Origin of the sequence: Streptomyces sp. NPDC013187 (assembly GCF_042899705.1) — a bacterium.
Lineage (GTDB): Bacteria > Actinomycetota > Actinomycetes > Streptomycetales > Streptomycetaceae > Streptomyces > Streptomyces hawaiiensis_A.
In genome coordinates, this window is sequence record NZ_JBIBAF010000004.1 from 296,102 (window position 1) to 310,790 (window position 14,689).

General features: G+C 70.5%; 14 protein-coding genes. 7 read left to right on the forward strand and 7 right to left on the reverse strand.

Features of this window, described 5'->3' with window-relative positions; all coding sequences use genetic code 11:
* Positions 1 to 42: 42 nt before the first annotated feature.
* On the reverse strand, positions 43 to 651 hold the full coding sequence (locus ACFY5B_RS09890) for a TetR/AcrR family transcriptional regulator (RefSeq protein WP_389967148.1): 609 nt from the start codon (positions 649 to 651) through the stop codon (positions 43 to 45).
* A 167-nt stretch (positions 652 to 818) separates the two neighbouring features.
* Between ACFY5B_RS09890 and ACFY5B_RS09895 the strand changes: the two genes are divergently transcribed.
* Positions 819 to 1,661: a phosphatase PAP2 family protein gene (locus tag ACFY5B_RS09895; RefSeq protein WP_389967151.1), complete on the forward strand. Its 843-nt coding sequence runs from the start codon at positions 819 to 821 to the stop codon at positions 1,659 to 1,661.
* Positions 1,658 to 2,608 carry a hypothetical protein gene (locus ACFY5B_RS09900; protein WP_389967154.1) on the forward strand — a complete coding sequence of 317 codons (951 nt, stop codon included), beginning with the start codon at positions 1,658 to 1,660 and terminating at the stop codon, positions 2,606 to 2,608. Before ACFY5B_RS09895 ends, ACFY5B_RS09900 begins: the two co-directional genes overlap by 4 nt.
* On the opposite strand, the gene ACFY5B_RS09905 is transcribed toward ACFY5B_RS09900, so the two are convergent.
* A complete protein-coding gene (locus ACFY5B_RS09905; RefSeq protein ID WP_389967156.1) occupies positions 2,598 to 4,646 on the reverse strand; it encodes a phosphocholine-specific phospholipase C in 2,049 nt (682 codons plus the stop codon). The genes ACFY5B_RS09900 and ACFY5B_RS09905 overlap by 11 nt on opposite strands.
* Positions 4,647 to 4,815: 169 nt before the next feature.
* Here ACFY5B_RS09905 and ACFY5B_RS09910 point away from each other — a divergent pair, with 169 nt between their 5' ends.
* A complete protein-coding gene (locus ACFY5B_RS09910) occupies positions 4,816 to 6,099 on the forward strand; it encodes an MFS transporter (protein ID WP_389967159.1) in 1,284 nt (427 codons plus the stop codon).
* 81 nt (positions 6,100 to 6,180) lie between these two features.
* Here ACFY5B_RS09910 and ACFY5B_RS09915 read toward each other — a convergent pair whose 3' ends face one another.
* The 4 genes from ACFY5B_RS09915 to ACFY5B_RS09930 all read right to left on the reverse strand — a co-directional run bounded on the left by ACFY5B_RS09915 (position 6,181) and on the right by ACFY5B_RS09930 (position 10,727).
* Positions 6,181 to 6,444: a PTS transporter subunit EIIB gene (locus ACFY5B_RS09915; protein ID WP_389967162.1), complete on the reverse strand. Its 264-nt coding sequence runs from the start codon at positions 6,442 to 6,444 to the stop codon at positions 6,181 to 6,183.
* On the reverse strand, positions 6,437 to 7,300 hold the full coding sequence (locus tag ACFY5B_RS09920; RefSeq protein ID WP_389967165.1) for a PRD domain-containing protein: 864 nt from the start codon (positions 7,298 to 7,300) through the stop codon (positions 6,437 to 6,439). Before ACFY5B_RS09920 ends, ACFY5B_RS09915 begins: the two co-directional genes overlap by 8 nt.
* A gap of 78 nt (positions 7,301 to 7,378) precedes the next feature.
* A complete protein-coding gene (locus tag ACFY5B_RS09925; protein WP_389967168.1) occupies positions 7,379 to 8,821 on the reverse strand; it encodes a glycoside hydrolase family 1 protein in 1,443 nt (480 codons plus the stop codon).
* 10 nt (positions 8,822 to 8,831) lie between these two features.
* Positions 8,832 to 10,727, reverse strand: a complete 1,896-nt coding sequence (locus ACFY5B_RS09930) for a beta-glucoside-specific PTS transporter subunit IIABC (protein WP_389967171.1) — start codon at positions 10,725 to 10,727, stop codon at positions 8,832 to 8,834.
* Positions 10,728 to 11,310: 583 nt separating this feature from the next.
* Between ACFY5B_RS09930 and ACFY5B_RS09935 the strand changes: the two genes are divergently transcribed.
* The 4 genes from ACFY5B_RS09935 (at position 11,311) to ACFY5B_RS09950 (ending at position 13,982) form a co-directional block, all read left to right on the forward strand.
* Positions 11,311 to 11,580, forward strand: a complete 270-nt coding sequence (locus tag ACFY5B_RS09935) for an HPr family phosphocarrier protein (protein ID WP_389967174.1) — start codon at positions 11,311 to 11,313, stop codon at positions 11,578 to 11,580.
* A 223-nt stretch (positions 11,581 to 11,803) separates the two neighbouring features.
* The gene (locus ACFY5B_RS09940; protein WP_389967177.1) at positions 11,804 to 12,874 is read left to right on the forward strand and encodes a Rieske 2Fe-2S domain-containing protein; all 1,071 of its coding nucleotides are present in this window, start codon (positions 11,804 to 11,806) and stop codon (positions 12,872 to 12,874) included.
* Complete coding sequence (locus ACFY5B_RS09945; RefSeq protein WP_344465566.1) at positions 12,871 to 13,050, forward strand: hypothetical protein; 180 nt, start codon at positions 12,871 to 12,873, stop codon at positions 13,048 to 13,050. Before ACFY5B_RS09940 ends, ACFY5B_RS09945 begins: the two co-directional genes overlap by 4 nt.
* The gene (locus tag ACFY5B_RS09950) at positions 13,047 to 13,982 is read left to right on the forward strand and encodes a PDR/VanB family oxidoreductase (protein ID WP_389967180.1); all 936 of its coding nucleotides are present in this window, start codon (positions 13,047 to 13,049) and stop codon (positions 13,980 to 13,982) included. The genes ACFY5B_RS09945 and ACFY5B_RS09950 overlap by 4 nt, the downstream gene beginning before the upstream one ends.
* Positions 13,983 to 14,013: 31 nt before the next feature.
* Here ACFY5B_RS09950 and ACFY5B_RS09955 read toward each other — a convergent pair whose 3' ends face one another.
* Entirely contained in the window at positions 14,014 to 14,685 is a 672-nt protein-coding gene (locus tag ACFY5B_RS09955; protein ID WP_389967183.1) for a GntR family transcriptional regulator, read from the reverse strand.
* Positions 14,686 to 14,689: the final 4 nt, after the last annotated feature.

Here is a 14,689-nt window from a genome sequence, read left to right on the forward strand (position 1 = left end):
TCGGGTCGCCGTCCGGTCATCCCGCGGACGGCGCCCCGGGTCTCAGGTCAGGCCCAGTGCCGGCAGCACGGCGGCCTCCACGAAGCGGACCAGGTAGTCCGGGTCCGCGTACTGGCCCTCCAGGACGGGCCGGATGCGCAGGACGCCGAACATCTGCGCCGGGATGTACTCCAGCGCCGGGTGGTCGGCGGGCACTTCTCCCCGCTCGACCCCGCGCCGGATGATTTCCTTCAGCGCGGCGATCTCCGGCTCGACCAGCGCCTCACGCAGGGCACGCTGCAACTCCGGGTCCTGAGGCGCCGCGTGCGCGAGCGCCTGGAGGAGTTTGGTGTCCCGGCCCGACAACTCCCCCGCCGCACGGGCGGCCTCGCGCAGGTCGTCCGCGAGCGAGCCGGTGTCGATGCAGCGTGTCCGCCGGTGCGAGCGCAGAGCCGCCGCGACGAACTGGGGCTTGGTCTTCCACTGACGGTAGAGCGTGGACTTGCTGCACCGGGTGCTGGCGGCGATCCCCTCCATGGTGACGGAGTCGTAGCCGCACTCCCTCAGCTGCTCCAGCACGGCGTCGTAGAACTCCTGCTCACGCTCGGGCGTGATCTTGGAGCGGCGCGTGACACCGACCGGCTCGGGCCGGTCCGCAGCCTGCGACGTCATGGGCGGTGCTCCTGGCTTTCGTCGGGCGGCCGGAAAATTCCCGGCTCGCGATGTGTTCTACGTCTATCGATACGCCAGTGTACCGGTACGCAACCGTATCGGTACACTGACGTATCGGTACGCTCCCGTACCGATAACAGCACCGTCGTCACCGAAGGGGCCGGGGGATGAATGCCCGCACCGAGCCTGCGCCGGCGGGGTCCGACGCGCTAGCGCGACCACCGCTCGTCCGGGAGGTCCTGCTCGTCGCGGGGCTCTTCCTCGTCTACAAGTTCGGCCGGCAGCTGGCGACGGGCCACACCGGCGAGGCCCTCCACAACGCGCACCGCGTGTGGGACTTGGAGCGAGCGGTCCATCTCCCCGGCGAGGGGGCGGTGCAGTCGCTGCTGCTGCACGGCGACGGCCTCGTGCACATCGCCAACACCTATTACGCGGCCGTCCACTTCCCCGCCACCGCCGCCTTCCTGGTCTGGCTCTACCTGCGCCGCCCGGCCCACTACGTGTGGGCCCGCCGGGTCCTGGCCGCGGTGACCGCCGCTGCCCTGATCCTGCACCTGCTGTTCCCGCTCGCCCCGCCGCGCATGCTGGCCGCGACCGGTCTGGTGGACACCGCGCGGGTGTACGGGCCCTCGGTGTACGGCAATCCGGCGACCGACTCCCTGTCGAACCAGTTCGCGGCGATGCCGTCGCTGCACTTCGGCTGGGCGCTGATGGTGGCGATCGGCCTGATCGTGGCGACCCGCTCGCGGTGGCGCCCGCTGTGGCTGGCGCACCCGCTGCTGACGCTGCTGGTGATCGTCGGTACGGCGAACCACTACTGGCTCGACGCGATCGTCGCGGCGGCTCTGCTGGGCCTGGCGCTCGCGGTGATCCTCCCCCGGACCCCGTCCGCAGGGACCCCCGCCTCGCTTCGCTCGCCGCACCGCACGTCCAGCACGGCCGGTCGTGCGCGGGGCGGCCTCGTACCGGCCCAGCGGGACGAGCAGGCACTCGTGGGAGCGGACCGATGAACGCCGTCCTGATCGCCGTCGCCCTGTCCCTCGTCTCCGCCGTGGCCTACGCGGCCGCCGCGGTCGCCCAGGAGCGGCTCGCCTCCCGTTCCCCGGGAGCGGGCACGCTGCGGCTGCTCGGCAGCGGCGCCTGGTGGTGGTCCGTCGGGCTGAACGCGTCGGCCGCGCTGCTGCACGTCGTCGCCCTCCGGTACGGCCCGCTGACCGTGGTCCAGCCGCTCGGCGCGCTCACCCTGGTCGCGGCGGTGCCCATGGGGGCGCGGATGGCGGGACGGCGGGTGAGCGGGGTCGAGTGGAAGGGCACCGCCCTGACCCTCCTGGGGCTGGGCGCGATCCTGGCCACGGCGTCCGGTCCCGCGCCGGAGGGTGTGCTGAGCGTTCCCGAGGCACTGGCGGTGGCCGGTGCCACCGCGGCGTTCATCGGGGTGCTGTCCCGGCCCGGCGCCCGCCCCGGGCTGCGGCACGCGACCGCGTCCGGTCTCGCCTCCGGGGTCGCCTCGGCCCTCACGCAGACCGTGACGGTGGCCGCGACGGACCGGTCCGGCCCGGTGCTGACCGGCCAGGTGGTCGGCGTGGCCCTGCTGGTGGCGGCCTTCGCGGCCGGCGGACTGGTGCTGTCGCAGACGGCGTACCGGGGCGGTCTGGGCGGACCCCTCGCGATGGTGACCCTGTCCAACCCACTGGCCGCCGCCGTGATCGGCCTGTCGCTGCTCGGCGAACGTCTTCAGGGCGGGCCGGCGGGTGTGCTGCTCGCGCTCGCCGGGGCGGGCCTGGCGTCCTGGGGTGTGGTGCTGCTCAGCAGGGCGGCCCCCGCGGCGGGCGGCCCGGTCGACGACGACCACCCGGTGGCCGCCGTCCTGGCCCTGGAGCCCGGCTCGGCCACGCCCGAACCGGCTCTGGTGCCCCGGCCGCACGAGCCGGGGCACCTCACCCCCGCTACCCGGTGATGATCGCCGGGTCGCTCACCCCCGGCCGCCCGTTCTCGACGTGCCCGGCGAACCGCCGCAGGAACGCCTTGTCGCCCTCGGCGCTGACGGTCAGGTCGTACCAGCGGTGGGCGGCGAGTGCGACGGTCCGGCACACCTTCGCGCCGGGGCGGACGGTGACGGTCGCGGGCCGGCCGCCGTAGGCGTCGGTGAGCTTCAGGCGGACCGTGCCGGAGCCCTGGTTGGTGAAGGTGAGCTCGATGTCGTCGCCGGTGTGGCGGGCGGTGACCTCGCAGCCGGCCGCCTTGTTCGAGCCCCTGAAGACGCGCACGAAGCCGTTCGGACCGTGCACGGTCAGGTCGTAGGAGCCGCCGGAGTACGCCGAGTTCCAGGTGTCGGACAGCGTCTTGCCGGCTTCGGTGGTGTACGTCCAGGGGCCGTCGGTGCGGTTGCCCGAGGTGACGTGGAAGGCGCCGCCGGCCTTCGCGCCGGTGGCGAAGGTGAGGGTGAGCTTCCCGGCCGCGGTGTCGACCGAGGCGTCCACGTGCGGGGCGTACTTCAGTGGCCGGGAGCGGCGCAGGCCGCGCTCCTGCCGGGGCATGCGCGGGTCGGCGGGCGGGACCGGCTTGTAGTCGGGGTGGCGTTCGCGGTCCTGCGGCTCGTACGCGTCGGTGCCCGGCAGCGGGGCGGGGCGCGCGTCCTTGCGGGAGAAGTCGAACGCGGACGTCAGGTCACCGCAGATGGCGCGTCGCCAGGGCGAGATGTTGGTCTCGCGGACGCCGAAGCGGCGCTCCATGAACCGCAGGATCGAGGTGTGGTCGAGGGTCTCGGAGCACACGTAGCCGCCCTTGCTCCACGGCGAGACGACCAGCATCGGCACCCGGGGGCCGAGGCCGTAGGGGCCGGCCGTGTTCTTGCCGTCGCCCGGGAAGAGGTCGAGGGAGACGTCGACGGTGGACAGACCGCGGGAGGCGTCCTTCGGGGGCAGCGGCGGCACCACGTGGTCGAAGAAGCCGTCGTTCTCGTCGTAGGTGATGAACAGGGCGGTCTTCGACCAGACCTCCGGGTTGGAGGTGAGGGCGTCGAGGACCTGCGCGATGTACCAGGCGCCGTAGTTCGAGGGCCAGTTGGAGTGCTCGGAGAAGGCCTCGGGGGCGGCGATCCAGGAGATCTGCGGCAGCTTGCCGGCCTTGACGTCGGCGCGCAGCAGGTCGAAGTAGCCCTCGCCGGCCTTGGCGTTCGTGCCGGTGCGGGCCTTGTCGTACCAGGGGTCGCCCGGCTTGGCGTCCCGGTACTTGTTGAAGTACAGCAGTGAGTTGTCGCCGTAGTTGCCCCGGTAGGCGTCCTGGATCCAGCCCCAGGAGCCCTGGGCGTCGAGACCGTCGCCGATGTCCTGGTAGATCTTCCAGGAGATGCCGGCCTGCTCCAGGCGCTCGGGGTAGGTCGTCCAGCCGTAGCCCAGCTCGTCGTTGCCGAGGACCGGGCCGCCGCCGGTGCCGTCGTTTCCGGTGTACCCGGACCACATGTAGTAGCGGTTGGGGTCGGTGGAGCCGATGAACGAGCAGTGGTAGGCGTCGCAGACCGTGAAGGAGTCGGCGAGGGCGTAGTGGAAGGGGATGTCCTCGCGGGTCAGGTACGCCATGGTCGTCGTGCCCTTCGCGGGCACCCAGCGGTCGTACTTGCCGCCGTCGTAGGCCTGGTGGCCGTCGGGCCAGGAGTGGGGCAGGCCCTCCAGGAACTGCATGCCGAGGTCGTCGGCATCCGGGTGGAACGGCAGGATCTCCTTGCCGTCCTTCTCCTGGTGCCAGACCGGTTTGCCGTTGTCGAGGGTGACCGGGCGGGGGTCGCCGAAGCCGCGGACGCCTCTCAGGGTGCCGAAGTAATGGTCGAAGGAACGGTTCTCCTGCATGAGGACGACGATGTGCTCGACATCCTCGATCGACCCGGTGCGATGGTTCGCCGGCAGGGCGGCGGCGCGCTGGATGCTGGCGGACAGGGCGCTGAAGGCCGTGGTGGCACCCGCGAGTTGGAGAAAGCGGCGCCGGTTGACTTCGGACATGAAGGACAGACCTCTCATCCTGAGGTGCGGGATGGCCGGAACGTGACGGAATCTGCGCGGAAGGAGTGTTTCAGGGACACCAAACGCCAAGGAAGGGGCACGTGACACTCGTGTGAAAGTCGCCGGTACGGAGGGTGTGCCGGGGCGTCGCCAGGGGAGGGTGAGGGGCGTGACAGAGACGCAGACGGTTTCCCCGCCGACGAAACGGCCCGTTCGCCAGCTCCTCGCCGCGTCGGTGGGCAACGCGGTGGAGTGGTACGACTGGTACGCCTACACGTTTCTGGCCACCTACATAGCCGCCCAGGTCTTCCCGGAGTCCGCGGACAACTCGCTGGTGCCGCTGCTGTCCACGTTCGCGGTGTTCGCGGTGGGGTTCTTCATGCGTCCGGTGGGCGGGCTGCTGATGGGCGCCGTCGCGGACCGGCACGGACGGCGGGCCGCCCTCACGGTCACCATCCTGTTGATGGGCGGCAGCAGCCTGCTGGTCGGGCTCACCCCCACCTACGCGTCCGTGGGTGTGCTGGCGCCGGTGGTCCTCGTCCTCGCCCGGCTGTTGCAGGGACTCTCCGTGGGCGGCGAGTTCGCGGCCTCGACGACGTTCCTGGTGGAGTCGGCGGGGCCCGGCCGGCGGGGGCTGTTCTCCAGCTTCCAGTACGTGTCGACGACCGTGGGGCAGCTGGTCGCCTCCGGCATCGCCACCCTGCTCGTGGACACGCTGAGCGACGGGCAGATGAACGGCTGGGGCTGGCGGGTGCCGTTCGTGCTCGGGGCGGTGCTGAGCCTGGTCGGCTTCTGGATCCGGCAGGGCGCGCAGGAGACCCGCAGCGCCGAGCAGCAGCGGGCCCCGCGCCCGGGCCTGTTCGAGGCGCTGCGCCGGCATCCGCGCGAGTCGCTGCTCATCGGCGGCATCACCGCGGGCGGCACCATCGCCTACTACACGTGGACGTCGTACCTGCCGACGTACGCCGAACTCAACGCCGGCGTCGAGAAGGCGGACGCGCTGCTCGCGGGCACGATCTCACTGGCGTTCTTCGCCCTGCTGCAACCGCTCGGCGGTCTGCTCTCGGACCGCTTCGGCCGCCGCCCCCTGCTGCTCTTCTTCGGCCTGGGCTTCGCGCTGCTCGCGGTGCCCCTGCTGCACACCCTGAGCGACTCGTTCGCCGTGTTGCTGCTCGTGAGTTGCGCGGGCATGGTGCTGCTGACCGGGTTCACCTCGATCAGCGCGGCCGTGAACGCGGAGATCTTCCCGCCCCGGGTCCGCGCGGCGGGCATCGGCTTCCCCTACTCCCTGACGGTGGCCCTCTTCGGCGGCACGGCCCCGTACGTGGGCACGCTGTTCAAGGAGCAGGGGCACTCGGGGCTGTTCCCTTGGTATGTCGCGGTGATCTGCCTGGTGTCGTCGGTGGTGTACCTGCGCCTGCCGGAGACGGCTCACGGACCGCTGCGGCGGTGAGGGGGCGCCGTCGGGGACCGGCTCGCCGGCCGTCCGCGGGCTGCTGCCGGGGGAAGGGTGGAAGTCCCGGGGGGGGACGTGTCAGGGAACGGCGGTGTCGCCGAGCGCGTCCTGCAGAGCCGCGAACAACCGGAAGAGGTCACGCCGGGGCGCGACGTGCAACTCGTCCATCTGCCACGCGGTGAACGCCACGAGGGGATGAGCGCGCAGCGCGTCGATGTCGGCGGCTGCCGGGTCGCGCAACCGGAACCGCAGACGGACGAAGCAGTGCGTCAGCAGGGTGACGTTCTCCCGACCGCCCACCTCTCTCAGGATCACGTCCGCGTCGTGGGCGCCGCTAGGCATCGACACGGTCACCCTCCGATGGGTCGCGCTGTGCCGTGAGGCGGCTGACGTGCAGCGCGAGATAGAGGATCTCCTCCCGGCCGACCTGCCAGTCGAACAGTTCCTCCATCCGGCGGGCCAGCCGCTCCGCGCAGGCGTACTCCAGCGGCCTGGTGCTCCTGACGGCCTCGCCGATCTGGTCCCCCACATCGGCGGCCTGCTTGCCGTCCCGGGCGCGCAGGAAGAGGTAGCGCAGATGCGTGAGGAACCGCGCCGCATCGAGCGAGCGCTGATCGACCGCCACTCCCAGGTCCTCGCCGATCGTCTGGAGCGCGATCCTCAGCCACTGCGTCATCTGCATGGTCGCCGCGATGTCGCCGGATCCGATCTGCGCGTTGACGAAGTGGAGGGCCAGCGGCAGCGCCTCGGTCTCGTCCAGCCGTACCCCGAGCCGCCTCTCGATGATCTCCAGGGCCGCTGTGCCCATCGCCGTCTCCGCCGGATACAGGTTCTCGATCTCCCACTTGAGCGGGTATTCGATCACGGATCCGGTACGGGCGCGGGCGAGCGCGACATGGACGTGGTCGGCCAGGGGAAGCAGGATGTGCTCGCTGATCTTCTCGCCGAGCCGCCCCCGGGCGGTGGCGACGACCTCCTCCATGACCTCGATCACACCGAGCGGGATCTCGGCCGCCAGAGCGGCGAGCCGCTCGGCGGGCATCGCCTGCGCCACGAACCGGCGCTCGACCCGGCCGGCGTCCACGACGTCCCCGGGCTTGACCTGGAAACCGAGCCCCCGCCCCAGGAACACGGTTTCACCGCCGTGCTCGTCGATCCCGAGCACGACGTTGTTGTTGAAGATCTTCTTGACGAGCATGGTTACGGAGTCCTCACTGGCCTGGCCCCCGGGGCAGGGTACCTGGCCCCAGGGGCACGGCCGGGTCGGGTCGGGGGGCTACGGTCTCCCGTCGCGGCGCAGCAGGACGGCGCCCTGGCTGCGAATGACGTCGGCGTACCAGCCGAAGGACTTCTTGCGGTGGCGGGCGAGACTGCCGTTGCCGTCGTCGTCGCGGTCGACGTAGACGAACCCGTAGCGCTTGCTCATCTGCGCGGTGCTCGCGCTGACGAGGTCGATGCAGCCCCAGGTGGTGTAGCCGAGAACGTCGACACCGTCGGCGATCGCCTCCGCGACCTGGACCAGGTGGTCGTTCAGGTAGGCGATGCGGTAGTAGTCGTTCACCGTGGTCCGGCCGTCCGCGTGGATCAGTTCGTCCTTGGCGCCCAGACCGTTCTCGACGATGAACAGCGGCTTCTGCCACCGGTCCCAGAACTGGTTCAGCACGATCCGCAGACCGATCGGATCGATCTGCCATCCCCACTTGCTGGCCCGGAGCGTCGGGTTCGGGACACCGCCCATGATGTTGCCCTCCCCCGCCTCGCGCCGCTTGGGATCGGCGGTCTCGCAGACGCTCATGTAGTAGCTGAACGACACGAAGTCCACGGTGTGCGTGAGCAGTTCGCGGTCCTCGTCGGTGATGTCGAGCTCGATGCCGTTCTCCCGCATGTGCCGCAGCGCGTAACCCGGGTACGCGCCGCGCACGTGCACGTCGCCGAACATGAGGTTGGCGTGGTCGGCATGCAGCGCGGCGAGGGCGTCGGAAGGGTGGGGGGTCAGCGGGTAGACCGGCAGGGCGAGCACCATGCAGCCCACCCGCGCGTCCGGCGCGGTCTCGTGGGCGATCTTGGTGGCCAGGGCGCTGGCCACGAGTTCGTGGTGGACGGCCTGGAAGAGTTCCTGGCGGGGCAGCTCCTCCTTGGGCGTGTTGATGGCGCCGCTCATGAAGGGCGCGTGGAGCACGGAGTTGATCTCGTTGAAGGTCAGCCAGTACTTGACGCGCCGCCCGTAGCGGTCGAACAGGGCGCGGACGTAGCGCTCGTAGAAGCCGATCATGTCGCGGCTCGCCCAGCCGTTGTACTTCTCCGCGAGCGCCAGCGGCGTCTCGTAGTGGGAGATCGTGACCAGCGGTTCGATCCCGTGCTTCTCCAGTTCGTCGAGGACACGGTCGTAGAAGGCCAGGCCTTCTTCGTTGGGCAGCTCGTCGTCGCCGTGCGGGAAGATCCGGCTCCACGCGATCGAGAAACGGAAGACGGTAAAGCCCATCTCGGCGAGGAGGGCGATGTCCTCGGCGTAGCGGTGGTAGAAGTCGACGCCTTGCAGTTTCAGGTTGTCGGGCGTGGGGTGTGCGGTGCGCGGGCCCGCGAGGCCGCGGGGCAGGACGTCCTGGATGGAGACGCCCTTGCCGCCCTTGTCGTGGGCGCCCTCGATCTGGTTGGCGGCTGTCGCGCCGCCCCAGAGGAAACCGTCCGGGAAGGGGCGGGGCGCGGTGCGGTCGGTCACGCGTGTCTCCTCAGCCGACGAGGTCGAGTGCGGCGTTGCGGGCCTGTACGTCACCGGCGGCCGCCCGCACGACGGCGGTGTGTCCGCCCTGGTCGGTCACGATCAGTACGGTGATCGGGTCGTAGCCGGCGTCCGTGAGCACCTGGAGGTCGACCTCGGTCAGCAGATCGCCGGCGTGCACACGCTGCCCCTGGGTGACGACGGGGGCGAAGCCCCGGCCTCGCAGCTCGACGGTGTTCAGGCCGATGTGCACGAGCACTTCGACGCCCGAGTCGCTGCGGATGCCGAACGCGTGTGGCATGACGCTCACCAGGGTGCCGCTCAGCGGCGCGTACACCTTGCCCTCGCTGGGGATGACCGCCAGGCCGGAGCCCATCGCGCCCGAGGCGAACACCTGGTCGGGGACGTCGGCGAGCGCGACGACCTTCCCCGCGACGGGTGCCGCGAGGGTCGCCGTCCCGGCATCGGACACGGTGCCGTCGGAGGCCTCGTCCGCGGTGCCGGCGGCTGTCCCACCCGCCGCGGGCAGGTCCTTGAATCCGATGAGGAGAGTCAGCGCGAAGGCGATGACCGTGCCGACGGCACAACCGATCAGCTGGAGGGCGAAGCTGCCGGCGTTCAGGGTGGAGGTCAGGGTGATCGCGCCGGGCAGAACGAAGCTCGTCGCCGCCGAGCCCCCCGCCGCCGCGATGCCACCGCCGACCGCGCCGCCCACGCAGGCGAAGACGAACGGGCGCTTGAGGCGGAGCGTGACACCGTAGATCGCCGGCTCGGTGACCCCCGCGAGGAAGCCGGACAGAGCGGCCGGCCCCGCCACCACCTTCAGGTCGCGCTCGCGTGTGCGCAGGAACACGGCGAACGTGGCCGCGGCCTGGGCGAGCACCGGTGCGAACAGCGCGCCCGCCAGGTCCGTGTGGCCCGTGGTAGCCAGTTGCTGGAAAGCGATCGGGATGAAGGCCCAGTGGAGGCCGAAGACGACGAAGACCTGCCACAGACCGCCGAGCACCGTGCCGGCCGCCCAGGGGGACAGCCCCCACAGATCGCCGACTCCGGACGCGAGGCTGTCACCGGCCCAGGTCGAGACCGGCCCGATGGCGAGGAAGGAGACGGGCACGACGAGCGCGAGCGTGATCAGCGGCGTTCCGAAGTTGCGCACCGTCGCGGGCAGCACTCGCTCCACCACTCGCTCCACGTGCGACTGGAAGTACACCGCCAGGATGGCCGGGACGACGGCGGACAGGTAGTTGGCCATGACGACCGGGATGCCGAGGAAGGTCAGCTTGCCCCCTCCCTGGGCGAACGCCTGCAGCGTCACACTCGCGCCGTGCGCACCGGGCATGACGGCGACGGTGGCGGAGTAGACGAGGGCACAGGCGATGACGATCGCCGTGAACTGGTTCGCCTTGAAGCGCTTGGCGGCGGTGACGGCCAGCAGGATCGGCAGGAACTGGAACACCGCGTCGGCCGCGGCGAACCAGATGGCGTACGTCGACGTGGTGCCGAAGCCCGGGCTGATCTTCACCGCGACCGCGAGGAGTGCCTTGAGCAGCCCCGCGGCCGCCAGGGTCCACAGGAACGGAAGAAAGATGCTCGTGACGAGGTCGATCACGCGGGAGAGCGGACCACCGGAAGAGCCACCGCCCTCCCCGTCCACGCCCTGGACGACGACCGCTTCGTAGACGTGGCCGACGGTGTTGCCGATGACGACCTGGAACTGGCCGCCGGCCTCCACGACGGTGATGACACCGCTCGTGGACTCCACGGTGGCCTTGTCGGCCCTGGACGGGTCGACGAGCACGAAACGCAGTCGTGTAGCGCAGTGACTCAGGGATCTGACGTTGTCCTTGCCGCCGACGCCCCGCAGGACCTCTTCGGCGATCAATGCGTACTTGCTTGTGGTTGTCACGGCTCCTCCTCGAGCCCCGCTGCCCCGGAACCGCTGCCGATTTCGGCAACAAAAAAACCCAAGCCGTGACCCTCGAGCCGCTTTGGGAAGCGGCGGGTCCCGGCTTGGGTTTTGCCTGCGGTCCAGTAACAATCCCAGCCTTGGCAAGACATCCGTGGATGCCTTGCGGCGAGACAGTAGACACGATTCTCATTCGGTGTCCAGAGACCGGGCACCACATTTTCCCCAGGGGTGATCCATACGGTGTGGCGGTGGTCTCATTGACGCCGGGAAGGACTCGCGGCTACGGTACGCGGCACGGATTGTGACCGGCGTCAGCCGGGCAAGACCTGGGACGAGTTGTCGTGAGGCGGCTTTTCCCGGGTCTTTTTTTGTGCGGATACGCCTGAGAGGCCGAACGCGACGCGGAGTCTTCCCTCGGCCACGACAGCCCGTCGGCTTTCGAAATCATCCGGTCCCGCGCCGAGATCGTCGTCGGTTTTCGTATCTCCGATACCCGTCCGGCGGCCCGGTGTACCCAATCTCCACCTTCGCCGGTGCCGTGAATCGAACGGCGCTGCACACAGAACCCGAGGAGTGAAAAATGCCGGAGCGCTACGCGACCGTCCTGTGCTCACAGGGGCTGCACGCCCGACCCGCGGCCGCCTTCGCCCGCGCGGCAGCAGAGATGAGCCATCGCATCACCATTCGCAGGACGGGCGGCGACCCGGTCCCGGTGAGCAGCACCCTCATGCTGATGAGTCTGGGACTCAAGGAAGGCGAGGAGGTCGTTCTCACCTCCGACGACGAGACGGCCGGGCCCGCGCTCGACCGGTTGGCGGCCCTGCTCGCCACAGATCTCGACGTGCGGTGATGACCGCCATGGAGGGGTGACCTGCCACGTGTCGTCGTCGACCACCACGCCTTCGCAGCAGATCTCCATGTGGAAACCCGACGGCGTGGTCACGCAGCACGAGGTCATCTCTTCACTTCCGCCTGACGGAAGCTGCCCTTGCGCAGCACCACAGCCGTCAGGACTCTGAGTCCAATCACGGCACGCGGGGCGCCGACGCCCCGCCGACAGGGACGGGAACCCCATGCCTCACATGACCGCCTTCGCCAGGAACCAGTGGTACGTCGCCGCCTACAGCCATGAGGTGGGGCGGGAGCTGCTCGGCCGGACGATCCTCGGTGAGACGCTCGTGCTCTACCGGACCGAGGAGGACGGTACGCCGGTCGTCCTGCACGACCGCTGTGTGCACCGCCGTTACCCGCTGTCCGAGGCGCCGACGCGGCTGGACGGGGACCGGATCGTGTGCGGGTACCACGGGTTCACCTACGACACGTCCGGTACGTGCGTGTACGTGCCCGGACAGAAACGGGTGCCGCGCACCGCCCGGGTCGCCTCCTACCCGGTCGTCGAGCAGGACTCGCTGATCTGGGTGTGGATCGGCGACCCGGCGCTCGCCGACCCGCAGAGCATCCCCCGGGCCCGGCACCTCGACTCCCCCGGCTGGGTGACCGTGCGCGGCATGGAGCCCATCGACTGCGACTACGGCCTGCTCGTCGACAACCTCCTCGACCTGTCCCACGAGACGTATCTGCACGGCGGTTACATCGGCACCCCCGAGGTCGCCGAGACGCCGATCACCACCGAGGTCGACGAAGGCGCCGGGATCGTGCGGGTGAGCCGGCACATGGACGACGCCGAGTGCCCGCCGTTCTACGCCAGGTCGACCGGCATCGAGGGCCGTATCACGCGCTGGCAGGACATCGAGTACCACGCCCCCTGCCTGTATCTGCTGCACAGCCGTATCGCCCCGGTCGGGGTGCTGCCCGAGGCGGACGGCAGCGACCCGAACGGCTTCCACACCGAGATCACCTACGCGATCACACCGTCCGGCGACGGCACGGTGTACGACTTCTGGGCGGTCTCCCGGGACTGGGCGACCGACGACGCCGAGGTCACCGAGTTCCTGCGGGGCAACAACCACACGGTGGTGATGCAGGACGTCACCGCGCTCAACCTGCTGCAGAAGACCCTGGGCACCGAACGCACCGGCTACCAGGAGCTGAGCATCAACATCGACACCGGTGGCCTGGCCGCCCGCCGCATCCTCGCCCGGCTGGTGGAACAGGGCGAGAAGCCCGTGGAGAAGGTCCGGTGACCGCTCCCACCGGCGAGGTCTACCGCATCGCCTGGCTGCCCGGCACCGACACCCTGCACGGCACGTGCCACTGCGGCCGTGAGCACACCGCGCAGGACCCCGTCGAGATGTGGGAGTGGATGCTCGCCCATCCGCAGGGACACTTCGTCGACGAACCACGAGGAAACAGTTCATGAGCATGTACGAGTCCGAACTCGTCGTTGCAAGCAGGGACTTCGCGGCCGATGGCGTGCTCGCCCTCACCCTGTGCCATCCGCTGGGCGAGCCGCTCCCGGCATGGGAACCGGGCGCCCACGTCGACGTCCTGCCGGCGCCCGGTCTGGAGCGGCAGTACTCGCTGTGCGGCGATCCGGCGGACCGGTCGGCCTGGCGGATCGCGGTGCTGCGCGAGCGCCCAGGGCGGGGCGGATCGGCCCATGTGCACGAGCAGTTGGGCGAGGGCGGCAAGGTGCGGGTGCGCGGGCCCCGGAACAACTTCCGTCTGGAGCCCGCTCCCCGGTACCGCTTCGTCGCGGGAGGCATCGGCATCACACCGATCCTGCCGATGCTGGCGGCGGCCGAGGCGGCGGGCGCCGACTGGACGCTGCTGTACGGCGGGCGCACCCGCGGGTCCATGGCCTTCGCGGAGGAACTCGGCCGCTACGGGGACCGAGTGACGATGGCGCCCGAGGACGAGTCGGGCCTGCTGGACCTGCCGTCCGTGCTCGACGACGTACCCGAGGGCACCCTCGTCTACTGCTGCGGTCCCGGGCCGCTGCTGGACGCGGTGGAGGCCCGGTGTCCGTCCGGGGTGCTGCGCGTCGAGCGGTTCCAGCCGAAGGAGCAGGAGAGCGAGGCCAACACCGCGTTCGAGGTGGAGCTCGCGCAGAGCGGCCGAACACTCACCGTCGCGCCGGACGTGTCCGTGCTCGACGCCGTGCGCGCCGCCGGGGTCGAGGTGCTGTACTCCTGCACCGAGGGCACCTGCGGCACGTGTGAGACGGACGTCCTCGACGGTGAGCCGGACCACCGGGACTCGGTGCTGACGGAGGACGAGCGTGCGGCCGGCGAGACCATGATGATCTGTGTGTCGCGCTGCCGCGGGAAGCGGCTCGTGCTGGATTTGTGAAGGGCCCGCCCCGTCCGCCGTCCCGGCCTGCTCAGGGCGCGGCCCACAGACCCCGGACATGTCCGAGGTGCCGGGCCATCACGGCGCGTACGGCTGCCTCGTCGCGGGCGAGCAGCGCGTCCAGGATCTCCAGGTGCTCCTCGGCCGACGCCTGCAGCCGCCCCTGTTCGACCAGCGCCGTCAGGCCGTAGAGCCGGGAGCGGCGTCTGAGGTCGCGTACGACGTCGACGAGGTGGCCGTTGCCTGCGAGGGACAGCAGGCCGAGGTGGAAGCGCAGGTCGGCCTCGACATAGGCGATGAGGTCACCGGCCGCGGCGGACGTGACGATCTCCTCGGCGACCGGGCGGAGCGCCTCCAGGGCCACCGGGTCGGCGGTGCGGGCCAGTTCGGCCGTCGTGGGGATCTCGATCAGCGCCCGGATGTGGGTGTACTCGTCGAGCTGCCGCTCGGAGACGGCGGTGACGCGGAAGCCCTTGTTGGGCACGGTGTCGACCAGCCCCTCCTTGGCCAGGTCGAGCATGGCCTCGCGCACCGGTGTGGCGGAGACGCCGAAGCGGGCGGCCAGACCGGGGGCCGAGTAGAGCTCGCCGGGCCGGAGTTCACCGGCGATCAGGGCGGCCCGCAGCGCGTCCGCGACCCGCTCCCGGTGGCTGGGCTTCCTGCTGCCCAGCACGGGCAGGGCGGGGGTGTGCTGCGGAGCCATGACG